Origin of the sequence: Parabacteroides leei (assembly GCF_023369805.1) — a bacterium.
Classification (GTDB): domain Bacteria; phylum Bacteroidota; class Bacteroidia; order Bacteroidales; family Tannerellaceae; genus Parabacteroides; species Parabacteroides leei.
Genome location: NZ_JAMBQG010000003.1, coordinates 93301 through 115865, shown reverse-complemented (window position 1 = coordinate 115865; position 22565 = coordinate 93301). Strand labels below are relative to the sequence as shown.

The following is a 22565-nucleotide window of genomic DNA, read 5'->3' as shown; positions in this document are numbered from 1 at the left end:
CTTTGTTTTCAATATTAAAATTCTACTCTAATTATGAAAACAAAGGTATTCTTTTTATCGCTTATAGCGTTTTTTGCCCTGTCTTTGCAGGCCGCAGTCGTCGATACTATAAATGTACACAGTGATGTGATGAACAAAGATGTTCAGACGGTCATTGTTTTGCCGGGAAATGGAAAAACAACAGCTCCGGTCATTTATTTATTACATGGGCACGGAGGTAATGCGAAAACATGGATTTCCGTAAAGCCGAATTTGCCGGAGATTGCTGACCAATATGGTCTTATATTTGTCTGTCCGGACGGTAAAAACAGTTGGTATTGGGATAGCCCGGTCGATCCGTCTTATCGCTATGAGACGTTTGTATCGAAAGAACTTATCGATTATATAGATATTAATTATCCGACGATTAAAGATCGTACTGGACGTGCTATAACAGGATTGAGTATGGGCGGCCACGGTGCGATGTGGTTATCATTCCGTCATAAAGATGTCTTTGGTGCGGCCGGAAGTACGAGTGGTGGCGTGGATATTCGTCCTTTCCCGAATAACTGGAATATGAGCGATTGGTTAGGTAAAGAAAGCGAAAATCAGGAAATATGGGACAACCATACGGCAATCAATCAAATCGACCGTTTGAAAAATAGCGACTTGGCTATCATCATCGATTGTGGTTATAGCGATTTCTTCTTTGAAGTGAACAACGATTTCCATAAGAAACTACTGAAATATAAGATCGACCATGATTTTCTTGTACGACCCGGTGCGCATAATAGCGAATATTGGCGTAACTCAATTGATTATCAGATATTATTCTTCAAGAATTATTTCGATAAACATAAATAAAAACATTTTCTCCCTCAATGCCAGTGATCTTCTACGTTCTGATATATATATATCAACTACGGAAAAATAAGGACAATAGGAATATAAATTTCCTATTGTCCCTTTTCTATTGAATAGGTATCATTAATAATCAAATTGTGACTTTTGAAAGATCAACTCAATCCTTCTATCAATCCGTTTACGATATCGATCCGTTTTGCCTGCGGATCTTTGGGAAGTCCCGGCATACGCATGATTTCACCCATAACGACAACGATCATTTCAGCACCGTTGTTAATGATAACGTCACGTACTTTCAATTCAAAATCTTTGGCGACACCGTAGGCTTTCGGGTCGGAAGAGAATGAATACTGGGTTTTTGCGATGCAGATAGGATAATGGGAAATACCCAAGCTTTCAATCTGTTTGATCTTCTTGTCGGCAAGCGTTGTATATGTTACTGAGGCTGCGCCATAAATCTCTTTAGATACCTTCTTGATTTTTTCGCGTACCGGATCTGTATTTTCGTACACCAGTTTCAGAGGTCCCGATGGTTTGTTTTCAATCGTGTCTACTACCAGTTTAGCCAGTTCCACACCACCTTCGCCGCCTTCTGCAAATACACTGTTCATGGCAAAACCAACACCCAGTTCCTTACAATGTTCGGCTACTAATGCGATTTCTTCATCCGTATCGGTTGCATAACGGTTGAAAGTTACGATCACTTCCTGGCCGAAACGTTTCATGTTGGCTACATGCTTGTCGAGGTTGGCGAAGCCGTTACGCAGACCTTCGATATTCTGCTCCTTGATCTGTGCTTCGGGAACACCGCCGTGCAGCTTCAAACTTTGGGCAGTAGCAACGATAACTGTCAGTTTAGGAGTTAAGCCCGCTTTACGACATTTGATATCGAAGAACTTTTCAGCACCCAGATCGGCACCGAAACCAGCCTCCGTAATGACATAGTCACCGTAAGTAAGAGCCATCTTTGTAGCGATTATCGAGTTACATCCATGTGCGATGTTGGCGAATGGGCCACCATGAACGAACGCAGGTGTATTTTCCGTTGTCTGTACCAGGTTAGGCAGCAATGCATCTTTCAGCAATACAGTGATCGCTCCGGCAACTCCCAGATCGTTTACTGTGAACGGTTGATCGTCGTAAGTATATCCCAACAGGATATTACCGATGCGACGTTTTAAATCTTCCAGGTCGGTAGCCAGGCAAAGGATTGCCATCATTTCGGAAGCAGGAGTGATATCGAATCCTGTTTCGGTCGGGATACCGTTGGCAGAACCACCCAATCCGGATACAATATTACGCAGGCTGCGGTCGTTCACGTCGAGTACACGTTTCCATTTGATCTCTTTCAATCCTTCACAGGTATTGCGTGTCTGATAAATATAGTTATCCAGCAACGCTGTAATCATATTGTGAGCGGAAGTAACGGCGTGGAAATCGCCGGTGAAGTGTAAGTTGATGTTTTCCATCGGCAACACCTGGGCATAGCCACCTCCGGCAGCTCCACCTTTCATACCGAAACACGGGCCCAGTGAAGGTTCGCGCAAGGCTGCAACCGCCTTTTTACCGATCTTGTTCAGACCGAGGGCAAGGCCGATAGAAACCGTTGTCTTTCCAATACCAGCTTTAGTAGGAGTGATAGCTGTAACCAGGATCAGGTTATGTTCTTTGATTTTTTCTTCATCAATGAGATGGAGAGGCACTTTGGCGATGTAACGACCATAGTTCTGAACTTCCTCGCGCGGAATGCCTAATCCTGTAGCAACTTCCTTTATTTTGCGAAGGGAGACTTCTCTTGCAATTTCTATATCCGATTTCATGTGCTTATGTAAGTTTAAGAAGGAACAAAAGTATATTATTTTTAATTAAATAACAAAATGTCAGAATGAAAGGTTTCTGGCAGGAGTGGATATATTATATTACTGTCATATTGATGAAAGATGCTAAAAGATGAGTGGTAATAAACCTTTGTTATCTTAAGGTGATATTTTTTGATGTTTTTGTCATCTTTAGTTGACAAAAACAATGCATTTAGATAGTTTTGCTCTTAAAGAACTATAAAAGATGGATAATGGATTGCTGTGTGTAACGATTTGATTAAATTTGCGGTATCATAATAGCAAAATACAATAGATAGCAAGCTTAAGGTGATAAAAAGAAAGTGTATAACGATTTTAAAAACTTCGGTTTATGTAATTAAGGAGATTTGATTATGACAACAATGAGATTTAGTTTGGCGGGTGTAACTTCAAGAGAGGTAGAAACAGGATCATGGATAAGAACAATTGTAGATTGTTTGGGAATCCGTATGTTTTCAAAGATGAGTTCTTCTGTGAATACAAATAATGTAGGTTGGGATACAACCAAACAGAAGGAAATCCAGGATCTTCATCATTATGCCGTCCGTAACTTGATCCCGAAGGCTGGTGTTTACCAGATGGAATTGCTTGAATCGTTGGCACAATCTGCTTCCATATATTCACCGGAAGAGGTGGAATCTCTTTATAATGAAACGAATAAGAAGATCGAAGAGATCAGTAGTCATATTTCAGGTGTGTTGGTAAGTGCACGTGAGTTGTGTAAGTCAGGACACCAGAACTGGGAATCTGTTCAGTCACTCCGGTATCATATGAGCCGTTTGAGTAACATTATAGAATCAGTATAGTTTTTGCAATACAATATCGATAGATTTTACCTTTAATATCCCCGTCATTTTCCGGATCTATTCTGTTTTCGGCTTATGATGGGGATTATTGTATGATCATTAATGAAAAATAGGGGTACACTTTATTCGCTATAATCTTCTTATCAGAAGTATAATATTCTTTTTCTGTTCCTACATTCTCAAAGTAATGGAACTGTGTCTGCGGATGCTTCCGGATACAGTCGTGTACAGCATTCACACATTGTGACAGTTTCATAATGACGATTACATATCCGGCGTTGATCTTTTCACTCAACTCTTCGGTAGAAGGTGTGCCGGGAATGACAACGATCTGCTCTTCCTGTTTGACGATATGCAAACCAGCCAAAGCTCCGGCGGCAATGAAAGCCGGAATCCCGGCAATACGTTGTACGGCGATCCCTGTCTCTGTAAGTTTGTCGTATATGTATTGTATGGATGAATAGAAACCGGCATCCCCTTCGGCAACGATGACAATCCGTTTACCTATTGCATGGTTTGCCACAGCTTCATTGTATAAACTATCGTAGGCTTTCCAGGCCTCTGTACGATCTTTATTCATAGGAAGCATAAAGCATCGTATGGCAACTTCGTTTATCTCCAAAGCACGCACGATATCAGCCGCACGTGAAAGAGAATCTCCCTGCTTATTCCGGGTAGCCGGACAATAGATTATATCTGCCTGCTGAAGTTGTTTAAACCCTTTTACAGTGATAAGTTCCGGTTCACCGGGACCTAATGAAACGAAGCTGATAGGATGTGTCATTTGCTCTTGTTTTATTCAGAGGGCAAAAGTGCTTAAAATAACGGAAGTCTCCAAATAAACTGCTGAACAATATCAGGGGTGAAGCGACATTCCCAGATAGCCCCCTATGAAATAAGGGATTAACCAGATACACCAGACAACTATACTGAAACGGTTGAAATGAGCTTTCGCTTTGAGGGACCCTTTAAGATAGGTCCATAAAGCCCATAACGCATGGACAAACATCAGGCAGATCGCTATTATTCCGGTGATGGTGTGGAGATTATCTTGTATTCCGGTCATTTGCGCAATCTGTTCCATCAGGCCGGTACCGATAGCATCGGCGAATAGTCCGGCGATAAAGAAAGCTACATGCCAGGCTTTCAGCTTCTTTTGGATGCGTTCGCCCCATACACCGATTGTATAAAATACTAATGCCGATGATATTACGCAAATAGCTGCAATTAAGAAATGAGTGTCTACCTGATTGAGTACCATAATGCTGTCATTTTCTGTAAATAACAGTTCCGTATGCGAAAGGTTCAGTTTTTCTTATTACTTTTGCGCTCGAAATCGGTTCTGTAAAACTCCTGTTCACGGAGACAGATTAAAAGGGAACCGGGTGTAAATCCCGGACAGTCCACGCTGCTGTGAAGCTTTATAAACATCCTGATAATACCTTTTGCCACTGGTCTTTGCGATCGGGAAGGCATTCGGGATGGAAGTAAGTCAGAAGACCTGCCATTTTTTGCATAACGATTGTCCTCGTGGGTTTGGACAGTTTGTGTCGGATAAAAACAAATAGAAATATGAATAACTATTTACTCGGTGGCTGCCTGTTAGCGTTAATGGCTGCATCGTGCGTATCGAAAGGAAATCAGCAGGAGAAAGAGAATGCATCGTCGCAACAAACGATTACGGCGGATAGGATGGTTCAGATCACACCTGAATATGCCGAAGGTTTTCAGTTGACCTATGCCGACGGTTATGTTCTGATGGATATACATGACCCGCAGAATGAAGAAAGCACGCACTTCCTGTTTGCGTTGGTTCCCCGTGGGATGAAGCCGGAAGGTATTCCTGCCGATTATACAGTGATCGAAACGCCTGTGCGCAGTGCCATTTGTATGACTTCCCTGCAGCTCTCCAATTTCATAAAGTTGGGAGCGGAGGATAAGGTGGTCGGTATCACGAGTACGCGCCATCTGTTTAATAAGACTATCAATGATCAGCTGAAGGAAGGAAAGACGGCGAAGATCGGGATCGAAGGTAATTTCGATAATGAGGTGATTATGAGTATTAATCCGGACCTGATCCTGATCTCTCCCTTTAAGCGTGGCGGATACGAGACGATGAAAGATATCGGTATCCCTCTGATTCCTCATCTGGGATATAAAGAAATGACACCGCTGGGACAGGCTGAATGGATTAAGTTTGTCGGTCTGTTACTCGGGATAGAGCAGGAAGCCAATGAGAAATTCTCCATTATAGAGAACCGCTACAACGAATTGAAAGAGCTGACTGCCGAAGGTAAAGTGCAGAGACGTCCTATTGTATTCAGTGGCGAAATACATGGTGGTAACTGGTATGCAGTAGGAGGAAAGAGCTTCCTTGCACAGCTTTTCAAAGATGCCGGCGCTGATTATTTTTTGAAAGACGACGATCGCTCCGGCGGTGTGACGCTCGACTTCGAGACGGTCTATAACCAGGCCGATGAAGCCGATTACTGGCGTATCGTAAACAGCTATCCGGGAACATATACTTATAAATCACTGAAAGATCAGGATCCCCGTTATGCAGACTTCCGTGCTTTCAAGGAAAAGGGAGTGATCTATTGTAATATGCGGGAGAAACCTTTTTATGAAAGCATGCCGACCGAGCCGGAAGTTGTATTGGGCGATTTATTGCATATCTTCCACCCGAATTTATTGCCGGATCACACGCCTGTCTATTATGATTTACTTAAATAAATGGGGACGATGAAGTATTCTAACACTATCCTGATGCTTTTGATCCTTGATTCAATCGTCGTGTTGCTGTTTCTGAATCTGGTGTTGGGATCTGTTTCGATTCCCTTCCATTCGGTTTGGAATATCATCTGCGGCAATGGCGACGAACCGGTCACCTGGCAGAATATTATCTGGAAATCACGCTTTCCGCAAGCTTTGACGGCATTAGTTGCGGGAGCCGGGTTAGCTCTCAGCGGGCTTCAGATGCAAACCGTATTCCGTAACCCTTTGGCGGGACCTTCTGTGTTGGGTATCAGTTCCGGTGCAAGTATGGGAGTTGCCTTCGTTGTCTTGCTGAGCGGAAGCCTGGGAGGCGTGGCGTTGAGTAAACTGGGCTTTATGGGGGAGATTGCTTTATCTATTGCGGCCATAGTCGGTTCCTTGTCTGTTATGGCACTGATCGTTTATGTCTCGCAGAAGGTTAAAGGGAATGTGACGCTATTGATTATCGGGGTGATGATCGGCTATGTAGCAAATGCGGTGATCGGTGTGTTGAAATTCTTTAGTGTGGAAGAAGATATCCGTGCTTATGTAATCTGGGGACTGGGAAGTTTCTCACGTGTCTCCGGTAATCAGATGATGCTTTTCGTGGCGATTATGGCTATCCTGATCCCTCTTTCGTTCCTATTGATAAAGACATTGAACCTGATGCTTCTCGGCGATGGGTATGCCCGCAACCTGGGACTGAATATTAAACGGGCACGCCTGCTCGTTATCACCTCTGCCGGTGTATTGACAGCTATCGTGACCGCTTACTGTGGTCCGATCGTTTTCCTGGGGCTTGCAGTTCCTCATCTTTGCCGGGCCATTTTCCAGACATCCGATCATCGCATACTGATGCCCGGTGTCTTATTTGTGGGGGCAGCCCTGGCATTGGCTTGTAACCTGATAGCCCGTATGCCAGGATTTGAGGGGGCTTTGCCGGTCAACTCGGTAACCGCATTGGTCGGTGCTCCGGTCGTTGCTTCCGTATTATTCCGCCGACGTAAAAATGAACTGAACGAATGAGTATGAAAGAGGCAACTATTCAGATAAACGATCTCTCTATCGGCTATCATTCCAAGAATGATACAAAGCTGGTAGCGAGCCATATAACGACAATAATCTACAGTGGCGAATTAACCTGCCTACTGGGAGCCAACGGTGTCGGGAAGTCTACTTTATTACGTACCTTGTCCGCTTTCCAGCCTCGTATATCCGGTGAAATAGCACTACTGTCCCGCGATATACAGCACTATAGTGACAAGGAGCTTAGCACTATAGTGGGAGTGGTACTGACAGATAAGTGTGAGATCCGTAACATGACTGTCCGGGAATTGATCGGGATGGGACGCAGTCCGTACACCGGTTTTTGGGGACGACTGGGAAAAGAAGACAAGCAGATTGTAGAAGAATCTATCTCCTTGGTTCGTATCGAAAACCTAGCTTCACGCATGGTGCATACCCTTTCCGACGGCGAGCGGCAGAAAGTTATGATCGCCAAAGCGCTGGCGCAGGAAACACCTGTTATCTTTCTCGATGAACCGACGGCTTTCCTCGATTTTCCCAGTAAAGTCGAGATCATGCAATTGTTGCATAGTCTTACCCGCTCTACAAATAAAACGATTTTCCTTTCCACTCATGATCTCGAACTGGCCCTTCAGATAGCCGATAAGATCTGGCTGATGGATCGAGAGAAAGGGATCAGCACCGGTACGCCCGAAGACCTGGCATTGAGTGGTTATCTGAGCGGTTTCTTTGCCCGTAAAGGGATTGTCTTCGATATGGAAACCGGATTGTTCCGTATCGACAACCCATACGATAAGAAAATCCGTCTTGTCGGTGACGGCCGGAAATATGCAATGGTGCGTAAGGCTCTTTTACGAAACGGTTTCTATGCCGGCTCCGAAATAGAATCGGAGAACTGGATCGATGCCGGTGATACTGCAACATCTGCCATCACCCTTTGTTTTTCGGACGGACAGCAGCGGCAGGTTGCTTCCATTGAAGAATTGTTGTTATCTCTGGATGCTGTCAACTGAAATATGTTAACAGGATAAACTTTTTTCATTTCGTTTGTTATATATAGGTAATTCAAAATATTAATCGTCATGAAAAAGTATTTCTTGTTTGTCTTTCTCGTCTCTGCATGGGCATTTACCTCCTGTGATAATGATGACGCTCCCGATATCGATGCGGATGTTCCCTTTTATCAGAATCTGGGTGTCGCTTACGATGTGACTAATAATACGACGCGTGTCGGAGCTAATTTCAATAAACTGGATAGTGCCGGCATCAATATCAAACTGAACGGTCCGGCTTCCATTACAATCAATGGTAAAACCCCGGATTTTGACAATGTGGGTACTTATTTTTATACTTATTCATTCTCCGGATTGGATGATATGACTTTTGTCTTTACGCGGGCAAAAGACAGTATCTATACAAATGTTGCTTCCATAAATGACGTGAAGCCGATCGCTATCCCCGAGTCTTTTACTTCAGCTAAAATAACAGGTACGACTACGCTTACCTGGGAGGGAGATCCGGTAGGAAAGGATGAAGTTGTCGGTGTACAGATCACTTATAATGGTGGATCTTATAATATATTAAACCGTACTGAAGGTAGTAAATCCATTGATATCAATTTCAGTAACATGGTAAATGCTTCTAAAGGAACTTTGTCTCTCAGCCGGGCCAAAATACTTCCTTTGCAGGAAGATAATGGGAATGCAGGTGGACAATTGGATGTTTCCTATATCCGGAGTAAAGAGATTGCATTGGAATAAAAACGGGGTGAAAATTCAACCTGTTTTTGAGGTGAACTCAAATGGATAGGATACGGATTATTTCCAAATAATTCCTTCTTCCGTTATCAATAAGATAGATAATTCGCCTTTAGGCAGAAGTGGAGTGCAATGTTCATGGCATCTTTTCAATAAGAGATTGAAGAATGCTTCTTGTTTTTCTGCAGGAAGCAATTGCCATAGTTCGCGGGCTAACGTGATGGTGTCGATTTTTTGGATTGTGTCTTCGGCACAGCATGCCTGATGTGCCAGATCTTTCAGGAAGTCTTTATTCATCACTACCTTTTTACTGTGCGTATCGAGGAAGCCTTCAGCCAGTTTGACTGCTTTACCGATCATGATACCCATAACTACCTGGGGGAAGTCAAGCAATGAAGCTATCTTCAGGGTTTCACCGATAAAGTTACCGTAATGAACGAATGCCTGTGGTGGCAGTTCGGGGTAACGGGCTTTCAGATACCGTTCGCTTTTAGCACCGGAGTTTATTATGAGTGTCGTGCAACCGATGGCTTTGGCAACCTCCGTTTCTTTACGGATGGAGGCGATAAAAGCATCGGTCGAGAAAGGGCGTACGATACCCGATGTTCCGATAATGGAGATGCCGCCGACAATACCCAGTTTCGGGTTGAAAGTCCTTGTTGCCAGCTCTTCACCTCCGGGAACGGAGATAGTGACTGTCAGTGTGCAGGCTTCTGTCGTTTTTGTATTATGGGAAATAGAATGCCGGTATTCTTCTAAAACGGAAGTCAACTCTTCCGTTATCATCTTCCGTGGTGTGGCATTGATGGCCGGACCGCCCACTTCCAGTCCTAAGCCCGGCAACGTTACCGTGCCGACTCCCGGACCTGCGACAAAACGGATAGGAGTAGAGGCGGGTTCTTTCGAGAGAGTTACTTTCGCAACGATTTTAGAGCCGTTGGTCACGTCCGGATCGTCTCCGGCATCTTTGATAACTGAGCAGATGGCACTGTCGCCTTCCCATTCGGTTTCTGCGACAGGTAATGTGATCAATTCGCCTGATGGCAAAGTGATGGAGGATTGGGTTTGTTCCTCCTTCTTGAGCAATGCAATCAGTGCCGCTTTGGCAGCTGCTGTTGCACAGGCTCCGGTCGTGTAGCCATGATGCAAAGGAAAGAATTCCGGCAATAGCCGTTCTATTTGTTTGCGCAATCCGTCTTCTCCGTAAACAAAGTGGAATGTTTCCGGTAGCGGAGGGCGTTTTATAACGAATACCGGAATGGAACGCATACGGGCTGCTTTCACTTTTTCATTGAAATACCCCGAATTTCCACTTTCTTTGGTAATGATGGCATCCGGCTGTAATTGATCCATCAACTCTCCGGCGTCATCTTCATCATGATAGAAAAATAGTCGGTCGGATGGAAATCTCTGTCGGGTAGCTGTTGCAAGCGACTCTTCCCGTTCGAGTATACGGAACCACGTGGGATATTTCTCCCACCAGGGACGGAGAGGAGCAATGGTATTTACTCCGGTCAGTGCAAGCAGCCGGCGGATACCTTGTTCACTTAACTTATGGATGGCATCGTTGTAGTCGTCGCACCAGATCAGATCGTTGTCGCGCGGCGGATAACGCCGTTCGTAGCGGATAACCGGCAGTTGGAGAGCGGTAGAAACCTCGGCCACCGTTTGGTGCAGGGCGGAGGCAAAAGGGTGTGCAGCGTCGATCAATAGACGGATGTTATTTTCATGGCAGCATGTCTCCATCGATGCAGCATCCATTCCTCCGGTGAGGCGGATACCGTGCGCACAGTCTATTTCCTGAAGTGTCCCTTTAGTCGAATAGTAATAAGGGGCACTTCCTTCATCTGCTATGCGGACGGCAGCCCGTCCTTCTGTCGTTCCTCCCAGTATCAGTATCATTATCTACGGAACAGGTGTTTGAATTCGTCGGCATACAGTCGGGAAAGGCCTTCGCGGTTGTCGATCGCGTCACCTACGACCAATAACGTGGTCAGTGTCAGATTATTCTCCTTCACGATCTTCGCCAGGTCTTTCAATTCTCCGCGGTAGATACGCTCGTCTTTCCATGTCAGCTTGTAGCAGGCAGCTACCGGAGTAGTGGGAGCATAATGTTGGAGAAGTTCTTCCTGTACCTTGTCGGCTATGCCTGCGCTCAGATAGATGCACATCGTGCTCTGACTGGCAGCCAGTTTATGCAACTGCTCCTTCTCCGGCATTGGCGTGCGGCCTTCGCCACGGGTAAGGATGATGGTTTGTACCTTTTCCGGGATGGTGAACTGCGAGCGCAAGGCGGCAGCGGCAGCCTGAAAAGAGGATATACCCGGCGTGATGTGATAGCTCATATTATATTGATCGAAGAAATTCATCTGTTCCTGTATCGCTCCATAGATGCAGGGATCGCCGGTGTGCAGACGGACGATGAACTTACCTTTGTCGTAAAACTCTTTCATCAGGGCGAATTGCTCGTCGAGGTTCATATCGGCGGAACTACGAACGGTGGCTCCCGGTTTGGCACAGTAAGTCAGTTCTTTCGGGACGAGACTTCCGGCATACAGGATAAGGTCCGCTTTCTCAAGCATCCGGCGGCCACGGATGGATACCAGTTCCGGATCACCCGGTCCGGCTCCGACTATCTCGATATGTCCCTGCCGACGAACCGACTTGTCCATAGCAACAGCGAAAGTATATTCGTTGCCTTCACCCAGACTTCCTTTTTGCTTTTCCAATAAAAGCAAACCTCCTCCGGCACTGTAAATAGCGGCGGCTTCGGAAACGCTGGCCGATGCTGTCGCCTCCTTTACGCGAGCTGACGGATTGGGGACGGGGATCTTATTCAATATCTCCGCCGGATAGGTCTTGAACGGACAATCCATAATAGCGAAAGCCAATAGGGCGAGCATGGCCTCGTTCTTCTTTATATCGATGGATGAAATATCGACGATCGACTCGGGGCAGATATTATTATCGATCAGTGTCCCGATAATGTGTTGATGAAGTTCCACCGGATCACCTTTTATATCTTTCCGGCAACCGACACCGATATGTAATACTTTCGGGAAGAAGGAAACCATCATCACTTCGGCCTCATAGATAAACGGTCCGACCGTTATCACCAAGTCGAACTTATCGAGCGGTATATCAGAAAACTTATTGAATAGCTGAACATGGTCGGGACAAGTACTTTCCAGATATTCCGTTCCCGGATCGCGCACGTCGAGCAACAAGGCGGTCGGTTTTTTATTGACGAAGGCAGCGATACAGGTGTTCATGGCATTCTCACTGTCGGTCAGGTCGTCGGCCACGACCGACCAGCCGAATTTCTCTGCCAGCGTATCCAGTGCCCACAATCCGGTGTTGTCACTTTGTGTCGTAACGATGGCATTACCGCCGAGAAGTTGCGCCAGTTCCTTGCTCAGTTCGTTTGCTCCTCCGATATGTCCCGACAGGACGGGGATGATATATTTTCCTGTACTGTCGATGCAGACCACAGCCGGGTCGGTATGTTTATCCATAATATAGGGAGCGATGCATCGAACGCAGATCCCCATCGCACCGATAAAGACAATTGCATCCACTTTCAGGAAAAGATCCCCCATAATAGAGTCGATCGATTCCATCAAAACTGTTTCTTCTTCTGACTCTTTACTGTAAATAACAGCGTCAGTATACTGCTTTTTTATTTGACGTGCCAGGGGCAGACTGCTTGTAGAGACTACCACAATGGCTAAAGATCGTTTATTCATTGTTCTCCTATTTTGCTTCTTTAAATGCCTTCAGTATGACTATCGGGTTATAATCGCCGACAGTTATATGTAAAGGATCATCCAGTTTCAATCCGGCTTCAAGAACCGAGTCGATAAATAATTTTTCGCTTTCTTCGGATACGGAGTTGAATACCAGTAAACCGTCGGGTGCCAGATAGCGGGCTACCTTATTTATTATCTCTTTCAGTTTTCCTCCGTGACCGCCGATAAAGACTGCATCGGGTGCCGGCAGGTCGGATACCTCTTCTTCCATAAAGTCGCCGATATGTACATCGATGCCGGGAGCACCCAGGCGGGAACTGTTATTTTCCATCAGTTGCCAACATTCCTTACGGATCTCAAATGCATGGATATGCAGATGCGGATATTGCCGTTTGGCTTCGATAGAAATAGAACCGGTACAGAAACCGATATCCCAGAAATGATTACACATAGGCAACATCAGGGCACTCATGTCGAGGATACGGATCGGTGCTTTTGTGATCATCCGTTCCCGTCCGTCGAGAAGTTCGAACATCTTGTCGGGTATTCCCAATGGCCGGTAAATGTTGTCGTTATACATCCGTTCCAGAATCACGCAGTTTGGACTGTCGATCGGATGCTCTTCAACTTCCGACAGGGCGAGTGAGCGTGAGACACGTTGTTTCTCCGGATTACCTAAATGTTCGCCTATATACATTTTATACTGTGTGAAATTGTATTTCAAAAGACGCATGGCAATGGCGGCTGGTGTATGCACATGGTCGGTCAGGATACCTATCTTACTTCTGTTCTCTATCAACGCACGATCCAGTTCATGCCAAGGCCGGCCGGTGAGCGATATCATAATCATATCTTCATAGGATAGTTGAAGATAATGGGAAAGTAGTTGTAAAGAATTAAAAGAAGGCAACATGAATACGTCGGCATCCGGTCTTCTTTTTAAAATGGTAGAACCAAATCCGTAAAAAAGAGGATCGCCGGATGCGAATACAACAATCTTTTCATAATAATCGTATTGTTGAAAAACATTGTCCAGCGGAGGAGTTATCTCGATCCATACGGCATCCTCCGGCAGTAAGGGCTTGAGTAACTCATAATGTCGCTTACCTCCTGAGAAAAAAGTATTCTCTTTGATTATATCTAATATATCCTGACTCCTTAAAATGTAGTTTATACTATCGGGTATGCCGATAACTGTGAATTGTGTTCTCATACGTCTCTTCCGGGTTTTAAATTAATAGCGTCGTTATAACAAAGTATAGAATTTACTAGTGTTGCTGCCAGGTTACTGCCGCCTTTCCGTCCCTCAACGATCAGTTTAGGGATGGAGACGAACGGTTTTACCATGTGTTTGGACTCCTGTACATGCACAAAGCCGACAGGTGCGGCAATAATGCCGGCCGGGGTCGCTTTCCCTTTTCGTATCAGGTCGCACAACTCCATTAGGGCTGTCGGTGCGTTACCGAATACATATAAAGCGTCCGGATGTTCGCTGACGGCCACACGGATACCGGCTTGTGTACGGGTGATCCCTTTTTCGGAGGCCAGAGCCATTGCCTTCTCATCAGACAGATAGCATTTCACTTCTATGCCCATACGTTGCAAGGCTCCTTTACGGATACCCGAGGCAGCCATGGTGACATCGGTGATGATGGTGCGTACCTTCCCACTATTAAGTAATTCGTAGAGAGTTGCCACAGCGTTGTCGTCTATCCGCAATACGTTTTCCATGTCGAAATCGGCAGTGGTATGGATTGCGTGCAGTAAGGCCCATTTCTTGTCTAATGGAATATCTTTGTTCTTTAATTCTTTCTCGATTGTCCGGAAACTGCGTATCATGATATCCTGTCCAATACCTGTTTCCTTTTTACCCATCTTGATCTCTCCATAATAACCGCGTGGGGTTATCATGTGATTATCGAATTGATACGTCTGGGAGTTACCGATGATGATCACGGTAAACATATCCACTTGCTCGGGATCGAATTCGGCCAGCGTGGTGATGGTGACTGTCTGTTCCTCACGTCCTGCCTGACGGACAAAACCGACAGGTGTTTGCGGGTCACGTTCCTGCAGGAAGAGTTCGATGAGACGGTAGAGCTGCCAGTAACGCCCTTCGCTTTTGGGATTGTAGATAGCCGTGATAAAGTCGGCAGAGGCAGCGGCTTTGATCCGTTTCTCTATCATTTCCCAGGGTGTCATCAGGTCGGAGAGGGAGATCACGCAGAAATCGTGTCCTACCGGAGCACCCAACAGAGAGGCTGCTTTCTGGAAAGCGCTGATTCCCGGAAGTATTTCGATTGAAATATCGCTTCCTTTTTCGCGTTTCATCTCGTAAATAAGGGGAGCCATGCCATAAATGCCGGAGTCGCCGGAACTGATAACAGTTACCACATGGCCTTCGGTAGCATAATTGTAGGCTTCTTCTGCCCGGACTTTTTCGCGTTTCATCCCCGAGTCGATACAGATTGCATCGGGACGGATCGCTGATTCAACAAACTGAAAGTAATATTTATACCCGACGATGACATCCGACTGACGGATGGCAGACAGTACTGCCGGAGTAATATCAGATTCGCTACCAGGACCGATCCCGGCTACGATTATTTTCCCTGTATTCATCTTTTAGCTTTGAGTTATTGATTCTGATTTTATCAGTATATACAAAGATAATGTATTTTATCGGTATAATAGGATTATATATAGCCTTCAATTCTGTTTTTTCATCCATGAATGGCAACTCCTGTTTTTTAAAGAATGTATTTTCCGACGGAAGAGTCTTATACCCAGCCATACTCCTGACAGGGAAACAAATGTACCTCCTAGCATCAGTCCCCACATTACAATATTCCATAAGACCGGATTGTCTACCAGTATTTTAATATTCAGACTGTGTAGAGCCGGATACATCCAATGATTCCAGCGGGCCGGCGTATTCACATAACGATATTGTCCGTTAGCAGGATTGATATAATAGCAGCTATGGTCTATATCTTCAATCGTAACTTTCCAGACAGGGAGATCAAGCGCTCTTTTACGTGAAATATAATAGGTGTCATAAGAGTCAGAAAGTATGATATCCATGACACAATCTGTTCCATGAATAGATGATAGTACCGAACGGATATCTTCCGCACTTAAATTTAAAGGAGTTATATTCTGTTTTGCATTTGCATTTATAACGATATCATCAGTATCTGTTTGTATCGTATAGAAAGGGATATCTCCGAAATTACCCCATTCCAATTGGCGGATCTGACCGGGATAGGCTTGTATAATCTCTCTGTAATCCAACGGATAATCGAGTGGGGAAGGTGCTTTTTCCCGAAGTTCCTGTATTGGGTTTATATCCAGCTTTGCCCGTAATCCCCAGTCTTGTACACGTGCTAAGGACATCATGCCACTGAATGTGAATGTCAGAACAAACAGACCGAATATTGTACCTATAATATGGTGCCATTTATACCAGAACTTCTTATAAGGAGAGACAAGTCTACGTTTACGTGCCAGCCGGAAATCGCGAATTCCCAGATAAATCCCGGCGATACACATGATACAACCGATGCCTGACAACCAGACAACGACCTTTATCCATAACTCTGCATCCTGACGCAAAGAAGCAAAATAAACCCAGTGTGGTATCGCGCCTAGCCAAGCCCACAAACGACTGTCTTTATCGGTATATTGTAAAACCTCACCCGACTTAGACGAAATATACAGTTCATGCTGTTCCGGATCAGAAAAATAGAACTTATAAATCGGAAATTCTTTTTTCAAACTGCCGAAGGGAATCCATTGGTCGAGTGAATATAAGGAATCAACCTTCAGGACAGGAGCAGCGCACCAAAGGGAGGCGGTTTTCTTAATACGCTCGCAGTCGATGACTGGTAGTGTTTCTGTAGAATCGGCAGGTATGTCATAACCTCCTTTATCTGTGCGTATATGAAAAACTGTCTGTCCCAGATAGCTGTTGAGTGTGATGTTTTTTATCGTTTCTCCTTCAGGGATACGTTTTTCTATTATTTGCAGAGATGGAAGGTCGTCTACAGATAGAAGATCCATTTTAGCCCGTTTGTCTGCCCGGTCTGCTCGTGGGAATGTATGATAGATCATCACCAGGCCTGACAGGAACCAAACGAGAAACAGGATACTGAGCGTAAAGCCCAGTATCCTGTGTATTGCTAACATTAGTTTTGTTATCCGTATCATAAGTTATAGGATATTGCTACCTGGTAATTACGTGGCATGCTCGGAACGATCTGGTCTCCTAATGCCTGGTTTGTATATTCTTTACTGAATATGTTATTGATATTGACCGACAGACGTACATGATGGTTCAATAGGTAAGAGGCTCCCAGGTCTGTAATCCAGTAGCTGTCGAACCATTTGCTGTTGGCTGTATTTCGATACACTTTGTCTGTATAGCTGGTACTAAGGTTGAACCCCAGGTTTTGTAATATTCCCTTCGGTATAGTATAGCTTCCATATGCATAGAATGTATTTTTAGGAACGTTATTCTGATAGTTACCTTCCAGGCTAGTCGACTTCTCCAATTGTCCTTTGTTTGCTTCCGAATAGATGATCTCAGACAGTTCCGGGTCTTTTATCTTTTTCATTTTCCGGATGCGGGAATCTGTGTATCCGTAACCAAGTGTGAATGCCAATGAATTAACCGGTGTGAAGGTTGCTTCCAGGTCGAAACCTTTAGAATCCATAATACCGACCTGACCGATGATCGACATTTTTGTCGCTACTCCGTTAATTTCCTGTTCCACATTTGTCGCCAGTGTCTGTGTAGCATTCGCTTTACGAATGTAGAACATGCTTGCGTTTGCTTCCAACCATTTGCTTAGAGTATATTTTACACCTGCTTCAGCCTGGTAGCCGCTTTCCGGTTTGAATATTTCTTCATTATTTTTAGGGTAGTAACGGGCACCGTCAGTGTCGATATACATTACATTTGCGCTATAAAATGTACGGATCGGTTTGAAGAATGTAGCGAATGAAGCATAGATGGAAGTATTCGGATGTGGAAGATAAACTGCACCGAGACGATAAGTGAATGAGGCATTGTGCAAACGATTATAGGCTGTACGATCGGCATCGTCGTATTCGCGTTTACCTGTCGGGGTCGGAGCATTCGCCTGAAGATAACGGAAGAAATCTCCACGTAGGGCAACCAGTGCTTTCCAATGTTCGTTAATGTCTAACATATCTTGCAGATAGATACTATTGGAATAGTTGTGTGACGGGATAGCTTTCGACATTTTGCTGGTCATATATCCCATGCTATGCGGGTCGTATACCGATACATGCGAATAAAGACCTGGCCCTTGTACATCATTGCCTAGCTTATATCCTGTATAGCTTACGCGGTTCAATAGAGAAAAGGAATAACCGCCTACGAAATTATGAGTTACTTCTCCTGTATTCAATTTACCACTTAATTCCAGGCTGTTACTAATTGTCTTCGAGATGTGTGAGAAGCGGAGTGGGAAAGACAAATATACCGTGTCTAAACAGATATACTGCTTCTTTCCGTCTTTAACGTAATAATGATCATAAATCGGGTCTTCACTTTCCAGATAATCCAATGCTTCCGTTCCGAAGTAGTTGATATCATCGTTATAATAGGCCAGTTTATCGATCAGTTTGAAACCATTATCGAACATATGTGTATATTGTGCTGTCACGTTCCATGCATGGTTTTTCATGAAATCCGATTCATTGTTGTAACGGGCTTCACGATTCAACCCCGGCAACTGTTCCTGTGCACTCAGGTATTTTTTACCTGTTTGAGTATTGAAAATGTCGGCAGGCATCAAATCGGGTAGACCTATTTCTGTATTATAGAAGTCACGGTTGAAAGCTCCACGAACATCCAGCTCATCTTTTTCTGTCAGCTTGGCATTTAATGCCAGATAGCCGGAGAAGCGTTTGGTTTGATTATCTCGCCAACCATCCTGATCCGAAAAGTTCACATTAGCGTAATAGTTTACCGGACCAATCAGGTGACCACCCATTCCTACGGTTGCCTGCTTATTATCATAACTGCCGTAGCTTACACGTGCATTGACCGTTTGTTCGGCTTTCGGAGAAATGCGTACGACATTCAATATACCACCGACAGCTGAGTGACCATATAACACGGAGGCCGGACCTTTTAATAATTCGATCGATTCGACAGCGGAAAGATCGGGGAAAGGATAAGAGTTGTTGATGGCGGAACGTTCATCGCGAACGCCGTCAATCATCATTACCGAATGGTCGAAACCACGTACCGATAACTGTTGGAATGATCCGTAACTGGTTTGCATACGTACACCAGGCATAAAACGTACTGCTTCCTGTATATCGCGGATACCACGAAGTTCCAGGCTACTACCGGATACTCGGTTTACGGATATCGGTAAATATTTCATAGGAACATTTAGCTTTGTAACCTGCGGGATATTTCTTTTGGCTGTTTGTACAACTACTTCCTGGATGCTGAATGTAGTATCGGAAAAATTTGTGTACTCTTTCTTTTCTTGTGCCTGTATTGCGTGTATACACAGGGCTGATAACGGTAGTAATATTAATATTTTCTTCATATGAATATTGAATAATAAATGTAATTGGGCGTGTAAGATCCTTTCGAAAGAAATATATGCTTCTTTCGAAAGGATGTAGGGTATAGTCTTTTAATCTTTTGCTGCAGCGTACTTTTTTTTCTTATCCATAATATTTATCATCTTGTGTTTGGCGGCAAACTTGGCATGATCGATAAATATATTCTGGATTTCCGGATTTTGTCCTAATCCCTGCATAAATACGGAAACCTGGTAACCTTTCCCTTCCAGTTCCTCTTTCATGTCGACTGCGATATCGTTGTTCGCATGGTCGCCGGCAACGAACATGAAAGGCATTAATAGTACTTTCTTTGTTTTGCCTGCTTCAAGTTTGGCAACCATATCATCGAAAGAAGGATAACCTTCAACTGTTGTCACATAATAATCGTTGTAACCCTTCGAATGCAACATATAATCCATCATCGCATACTGAGCTGTCGCAGGTGTGTATGTGCCATGTCCTACAAGGACGGTTGCCCCTTCTTTCGCCCCGTTCTTTGTGATGGCTATTATTACATCCTCAAAATCGTGAGGCGTATAAAGCAACGGGTTGCCGATACGTATGTCTTTGAAATCCTTTTCCAAGGGTGCAATGTCTTTGCGAAGCGATTCCATTTCCACTCCTTCGATAATGTTGGTTGACTGGATAAGGATATGGGTATATCCGTCGGCTTTCAGTTTTTCCAGTGCTTCCATAGGATTCAGTTTTTCGATACCGCGTGCTTTCAGGCGACGTGCGACAATGCGGGAGGTGTAAGCTTCGCGTACTTCCATGCCTTTAAAGGCTTCCTTTGCTTTCAGGTTGATCGCGTCGATAGTAAGCGCACGGGTGTTGTCATACGTGGTACCGAAATGTACCATTAATAAGGCGGCTTTGTCACCCGGTTGCATGGAGGCCAGCATGTCGGATGCCTCGAAGTTCTCGCCATCGTGTGCCCAGCACATAGGTGCGAGCATACAAGCAATAAGTAATAGTAAATGTTTCATATAATGTAAATTAAAAGATAGCCTACGAATACGACAAGCCCTAATACCGGTAGCCGGTAAACATTTTTTTATGAAAAGAGATTGTCCGTATGTTCTTATCATCCTCCTGACCCCGGGAAGATACGATATAAAAAACCTTGGCAGGTTTCCTGACTTGCCCGGAAAGCGACCTTCCCGTCCTTATGCCGGACAGTGGTGTAAGAATGCTTTCCTTCGGAATGGGCTTTACAGTAGCGGGCACTGTTCCGGATTTTCACCGGATTCCCTTTTATACGATAACCGGAAGTTACCGTATCACCAAAGCGGTGACAAAGATAGAAATTTATTTAAAATAAGAGGGATTTTATACTATCTTAATTGATTCTGTCGGAACAACTGCCTTACGGCTTCTGTTTCATTACCACAAGTAAAAACCGGACATAAAATGTCTATTTAGTATTAACGCCAAACAGTTTATATATGGAGTGGTTTGCAGATTTACTCAAACACTATCCGGAACTGGCCATTTTCCTGACGCTGGCTTTCGGCTTCTGGATCGGTAAGTTCAAGATAGGAAAATTTTCGTTGGGAACCGTCACCAGTGTCTTGCTGGTCGGAGTAATAATCGGACAGTTACATATTGATATCGGAGCACCTATCAAGTCGGTATTTTTTCTTTTATTTCTTTTTGCCGTGGGCTACAGTGTAGGCCCGCAGTTCTTTCGCGGACTGAAGAAAGAGGGACTTCCTCAGGTCCTTTTTGCCGTACTGATGTGTCTGTTCTGTCTGTTTGTCCCTTTCCTATTGGCAAAGTTGATGGGATACAATGCAGGTGAAGCTGCCGGGCTATTGGCCGGTTCGCAGACGATCTCTGCTGTATTGGGCGTAGCAGAAGATACGATCAACCAGGGAGGACTGAGCGCCGCCGACAAGGCTTCGATGATAAACGTGATGCCTGTGGCTTATGCCGTTTCTTATATTTTCGGTACGGCCGGCTCTGCTTGGATCATGAGTGATGTCGCTCCCCGTTTCCTCGGAGGACTGGCTTCCGTAAAGAAAGCCTGTAAAGAATTAGAGTCGAAGATGGGAACTGACGACGAGAGCGAACAACCCGGTTTTATGCCTGCTGCCCGTCCGATTACTTTTCGTGCCTATAAGATAAATAACGATTGGTTCGGAGCTGGCAAGACGGTGCAGGAACTGGAAGATTATCTGGAAGGGCAGGGACGGCGTTTGTTCGTCGAACGTGTCCGTATCAACGGTATTGTATATGAGGTGAAGCCTGATCTGATGCTTATGAAAGGAAACGAGGTCGTATTGAGCGGTCGTCGTGAGTTTGTGATCGGGGAAGAAGACTGGATCGGAGACGAGGTGAACGATATCGAATTACTGGATTTCCCGGCAGAGACATTGCCGGTCCTGATATCACGCAAGAAATTCGTTGGGATGACCGTAGCCCGGCTCCGTAAGGAAAAGGTGATGCATGGTGTCAGTATCAAAAGTATCAAACGTGCAGGTATCAGTATACCGGTATTGGCAGCGACTAAGATCGATCCGGGTGATATGCTCGAGTTAGTCGGCACCAAGATGGAGGTGAATGAAGCGGCTGCCACATTGGGCTATGCAGATCGTCCGACGAACCAGACGGATATGGTCTTTGTCGGATTGGGTATCTTTATCGGTGGCGTGATCGGTTCGCTGGCATTGCATTTCGGAGATATTCCGGTCAGCTTGAGTACAAGCGGTGGAGCACTGATTGCCGGACTGGTGTTCGGGTGGCTTCGTTCCAAACATCCTACTTTCGGCCGTATCCCGGAACCATCACTCTGGGTATTGAATAATGTCGGGCTGAATATGTTTATCGCAGTTGTCGGCATTACGGCCGGGCCGAGTTTTGTGACCGGCTTTAAGGAAGTAGGCGTGAGCCTGTTTGTGATCGGTGCACTGGCAACGGCCATCCCGCTGATAGCAGGTGTCCTGATGGGACGTTACCTCTTTAAGTTCCACCCGGCTATCACATTGGGTTGTACTTCCGGTGCACGAACGACAACCGCCGCCCTCGGTGCCGTGGAAGATGCGGTGGAGAGCCAGACACCGGCCCTAGGTTATACTGTTACATACGCTGTCGGCAATACTCTGTTGATTATCTGGGGAGTCGTGATTGTCTTATTGATGAATTGACAATTTGAAATTT

Annotated in this window: 17 protein-coding genes and 2 riboswitches; of the genes, 7 read left to right on the top strand and 10 right to left on the bottom strand. The window is 45.0% G+C overall.

Features of this window, described 5'->3' with window-relative positions:
- Positions 1-33 precede the first annotated feature (33 nt).
- Positions 34-843: an alpha/beta hydrolase gene (locus tag M1P97_RS06150; RefSeq protein WP_249388661.1), complete on the top strand. Its 810-nt coding sequence runs from the start codon at positions 34-36 to the stop codon at positions 841-843.
- 152 nt (positions 844-995) lie between these two features.
- Here the strand turns inward: M1P97_RS06150 and M1P97_RS06145 are convergent, their stop codons facing one another.
- Positions 996-2663, bottom strand: a complete 1668-nt coding sequence (locus M1P97_RS06145) for a formate--tetrahydrofolate ligase (protein ID WP_195373734.1) — start codon at positions 2661-2663, stop codon at positions 996-998.
- Between the two features lie 392 nt (positions 2664-3055).
- Here M1P97_RS06145 and M1P97_RS06140 point away from each other — a divergent pair, with 392 nt between their 5' ends.
- Positions 3056-3508, top strand: a complete 453-nt coding sequence (locus M1P97_RS06140; protein ID WP_195373736.1) for a hypothetical protein — start codon at positions 3056-3058, stop codon at positions 3506-3508.
- Positions 3509-3593: 85 nt separating this feature from the next.
- On the opposite strand, the gene M1P97_RS06135 is transcribed toward M1P97_RS06140, so the two are convergent.
- Positions 3594-4292, bottom strand: a complete 699-nt coding sequence (locus tag M1P97_RS06135) for a precorrin-2 C(20)-methyltransferase (protein WP_249388660.1) — start codon at positions 4290-4292, stop codon at positions 3594-3596.
- A gap of 72 nt (positions 4293-4364) precedes the next feature.
- Complete coding sequence (locus M1P97_RS06130; protein WP_195373740.1) at positions 4365-4769, bottom strand: HsmA family protein; 405 nt, start codon at positions 4767-4769, stop codon at positions 4365-4367.
- Between the two features lie 58 nt (positions 4770-4827).
- A riboswitch (cobalamin riboswitch) is annotated at positions 4828-5031 on the top strand.
- 49 nt (positions 5032-5080) lie between these two features.
- On the opposite strand from M1P97_RS06130, the gene M1P97_RS06125 reads away from it, so the two are divergent.
- The 4 genes from M1P97_RS06125 to M1P97_RS06110 all read left to right on the top strand — a co-directional run bounded on the left by M1P97_RS06125 (position 5081) and on the right by M1P97_RS06110 (position 9048).
- On the top strand, positions 5081-6241 hold the full coding sequence (locus M1P97_RS06125; RefSeq protein ID WP_249388659.1) for an ABC transporter substrate-binding protein: 1161 nt from the start codon (positions 5081-5083) through the stop codon (positions 6239-6241).
- A gap of 9 nt (positions 6242-6250) precedes the next feature.
- The gene (locus M1P97_RS06120; protein WP_249388658.1) at positions 6251-7288 is read left to right on the top strand and encodes an iron ABC transporter permease; all 1038 of its coding nucleotides are present in this window, start codon (positions 6251-6253) and stop codon (positions 7286-7288) included.
- Positions 7289-7290: 2 nt separating this feature from the next.
- Entirely contained in the window at positions 7291-8301 is a 1011-nt protein-coding gene (locus M1P97_RS06115; protein WP_249388748.1) for an ABC transporter ATP-binding protein, read from the top strand.
- Positions 8302-8370: 69 nt separating this feature from the next.
- Positions 8371-9048, top strand: coding sequence for a hypothetical protein (locus M1P97_RS06110; protein WP_195373744.1), 678 nt, complete (start codon positions 8371-8373; stop codon positions 9046-9048).
- A gap of 57 nt (positions 9049-9105) precedes the next feature.
- On the opposite strand, the gene cbiD is transcribed toward M1P97_RS06110, so the two are convergent.
- The 7 genes from cbiD to M1P97_RS06075 form a co-directional block, all read right to left on the bottom strand.
- Complete coding sequence (gene cbiD / locus M1P97_RS06105) at positions 9106-10947, bottom strand: cobalt-precorrin-5B (C(1))-methyltransferase CbiD (RefSeq protein WP_249388657.1); 1842 nt, start codon at positions 10945-10947, stop codon at positions 9106-9108.
- A complete protein-coding gene (gene cobM / locus M1P97_RS06100; RefSeq protein ID WP_195373748.1) occupies positions 10947-12791 on the bottom strand; it encodes a precorrin-4 C(11)-methyltransferase in 1845 nt (614 codons plus the stop codon). The genes cbiD and cobM overlap by 1 nt, the downstream gene beginning before the upstream one ends.
- A 7-nt stretch (positions 12792-12798) precedes the next feature.
- Positions 12799-14007, bottom strand: a complete 1209-nt coding sequence (gene cbiE, locus M1P97_RS06095; protein ID WP_195373750.1) for a precorrin-6y C5,15-methyltransferase (decarboxylating) subunit CbiE — start codon at positions 14005-14007, stop codon at positions 12799-12801.
- Complete coding sequence (gene cobJ / locus M1P97_RS06090; RefSeq protein ID WP_195373752.1) at positions 14004-15416, bottom strand: precorrin-3B C(17)-methyltransferase; 1413 nt, start codon at positions 15414-15416, stop codon at positions 14004-14006. Before cobJ ends, cbiE begins: the two co-directional genes overlap by 4 nt.
- 87 nt (positions 15417-15503) lie before the next feature.
- Positions 15504-17003: a PepSY domain-containing protein gene (locus M1P97_RS06085; protein ID WP_249388656.1), complete on the bottom strand. Its 1500-nt coding sequence runs from the start codon at positions 17001-17003 to the stop codon at positions 15504-15506.
- Positions 17000-19387 carry a TonB-dependent receptor gene (locus tag M1P97_RS06080; protein ID WP_249388655.1) on the bottom strand — a complete coding sequence of 796 codons (2388 nt, stop codon included), beginning with the start codon at positions 19385-19387 and terminating at the stop codon, positions 17000-17002. The genes M1P97_RS06085 and M1P97_RS06080 overlap by 4 nt, the downstream gene beginning before the upstream one ends.
- A gap of 90 nt (positions 19388-19477) precedes the next feature.
- Entirely contained in the window at positions 19478-20392 is a 915-nt protein-coding gene (locus tag M1P97_RS06075) for a sirohydrochlorin cobaltochelatase (protein ID WP_195373759.1), read from the bottom strand.
- Positions 20393-20514: 122 nt separating this feature from the next.
- Positions 20515-20709, bottom strand: a riboswitch (cobalamin riboswitch).
- Positions 20710-20851: 142 nt separating this feature from the next.
- On the opposite strand from M1P97_RS06075, the gene aspT reads away from it, so the two are divergent.
- Entirely contained in the window at positions 20852-22552 is a 1701-nt protein-coding gene (gene aspT, locus M1P97_RS06070) for an aspartate-alanine antiporter (protein WP_249388654.1), read from the top strand.
- Positions 22553-22565 lie beyond the last annotated feature (13 nt).